Annotated in this window: 2 protein-coding genes; one reads left to right on the top strand and one right to left on the bottom strand. The window is 68.3% G+C overall.

All coding sequences use genetic code 11. From position 1 onward, the window contains the following. Positions 1–278 precede the first annotated feature (278 nt). Entirely contained in the window at positions 279–611 is a 333-nt protein-coding gene (locus tag ACT84W_RS10815; protein ID WP_444329223.1) for a DUF559 domain-containing protein, read from the top strand. A 111-nt stretch (positions 612–722) separates the two neighbouring features. On the opposite strand, the gene ACT84W_RS10810 is transcribed toward ACT84W_RS10815, so the two are convergent. Continuing rightward, positions 723–1932 (bottom strand): polysaccharide deacetylase family protein (locus tag ACT84W_RS10810; RefSeq protein ID WP_444329222.1); only part of this gene is annotated, 1210 nt, incomplete at its 5' end.

Raw genomic sequence — 1932 nt, 5'->3', positions numbered from 1 at the left:
GCCCCGCGCTCCGGTTCCCCAGCGCCCGCCCGCGGGGCCACCGTTTTTGGTGTGGGCCCGGTTATGTCCGTCTCTTCCCTGCGCGAGTTCTCCGCGCGCCTGCAGGGGCCCGGCCGCTTGGCGCGCCCAAAGGATAGCCGAGCTCGCCCCTCGACGGCTCGGCCTCCCCGATGGAGACCGCTTTGGCGCTCCTTTTGACGATGCCCGTCGAATTGGGCGGTTTCGGGATATAGAAGCCACTGCTCAACGCGACGATCTTTGGCGAGGAACTCTCTTCTTTGTGCGACCGGACCTCGGTCACGCCCGACTTCCTCTGGCCGGAAGAGAAGCTCGCACTGGAGTACGACAGCTCAGAGTTCCACGCGCGGAAGGGCGCCCCGCAAGCCGCCCGTGACGCCGCCCGTTCGAATTTCCTCGCGATCAAAGGGTATCGAGTGCTGCGCGTTGCCGCGGGCAACGTATCGTCGCTCTCCGGGGCGGCGCTGCTCGCTCGGCAGATCGCCTTTGCCCTCGGCGCCCCGCTGCGCGAGCCGACACCCTTGGAGTCGCAGCGCCGCAACAAGCTCTATATGGAGCTCATGCCCAAGGCCGCGGCGGGCGGCTGCGGGTGACGGGCGGCTGCGGGCGACGGGCGGCTGCGGGCGACGGGCGACAAAGAGGCCCGCGTCGCCGAAGGACGCGGGCCTCTTTTGTGCCGTTATGAACCTGGCGCCCGACGCCGGCTACTTCCCGTACGCCATGAGCTGGTCGATGGTCACGAACTTGTAGCCCTCCTGCACGAGCTTGGGCAGGGCGTTGCGCAGGCCCTCGATGGTCTGCGAGCGGTCGCCGCCGCCGTCGTGCATCAGGACGACGTCGCCCGGCTTCGCCGAGAGGATGGCCTGCTCGATGGCCGCGGCGCCCGGGCGCCTCCAGTCCTCGGTGTCGACGTCCCAGCCGACCTCGACGTCGACGATGTCCTTGAGGTTGTCGATGAGCGACCCGTAGTAGTTGCCGCCGGGCGCGCGCATGACGTGCTCGATGCTCGTGCCGAGCGTGTCCTCGATGGCCTTGAAGCCCTTCTCCATCTCGGCGCGCTGCTCGTCGGCGCTCATGTAGGTCATGTTCACGCCCTGGCCAGAGCCTGCTGCGTGGTCCCACGTGTGAGAGGCGACCTGGTTGCCCTCGGCGACGATGCGCTTCTCGACCTCGGCGTTCTCGGCGACCTGGTTGCCGATCTGGAAGAAGGTCGCGTGCGCGCCGTTTTCCTTGAGGATGTCGAGGACCTCGGCGGTCTGGTTGGGCCAGGGGCCGTCGTCGAAGGTGAGCGCGAGGACCTTATCGTCCCCGACGTTGGCGTTGTAGGAGCTGTAGCCGGCGTCGGTCGGCTGCTTGGTGACCTCTTCGACGGTCTTGCCGGAGACGTTGCCGGTCTTGACGGTCTTCTCGCCGTCCTCGCCGGAGGAGTAGACGTGGATCGCGCCGTTGTAATAGCTCGCGAGCGTGGAGTAATCGGTGCCGGACTCGCCGTGCGGGATGGTCTCGGTGGTCTCGGTGAAGTCCTCGTCGACGTCCTGGCCGTTGTCGATCTGGACCTGGTCGCCCGCGCTGAGCTTCTGGTCGCCCTGCGCGTCGGCGCCGTTGACGGTCGCGGTGAAGGCGGTGCCGCCGCCCTGCTGGGCGACCGACCCGTCGACGGCGATGAGGTTGCCGGCGGTCGGCGTGGCGAGGCCCTTGTCGACGATCCCCTGGACGGTCGTGCCGGCCTCGATGGTCTGCTCGGTCCCGTTGACGCTCACCTTATAGAACGGCGGGTTGAAGAAGAGATACGCGCCGATGCCCACGACGGCGACGACGAGCACGGCCGCCAGGGCGACGGGCCAGCGGCGCTTCTGCTTGCCCTGCCTGCGCGGGGAAGAAGAAGCCCCGCGTCCGCGCCGCGGCTCATCGTCG

Source organism: Paratractidigestivibacter sp. (assembly GCF_052362415.1).
Taxonomy (GTDB): Bacteria; Actinomycetota; Coriobacteriia; order Coriobacteriales; family Atopobiaceae; genus Paratractidigestivibacter.
This window is presented reverse-complemented; position numbering and strand designations above follow the sequence as displayed.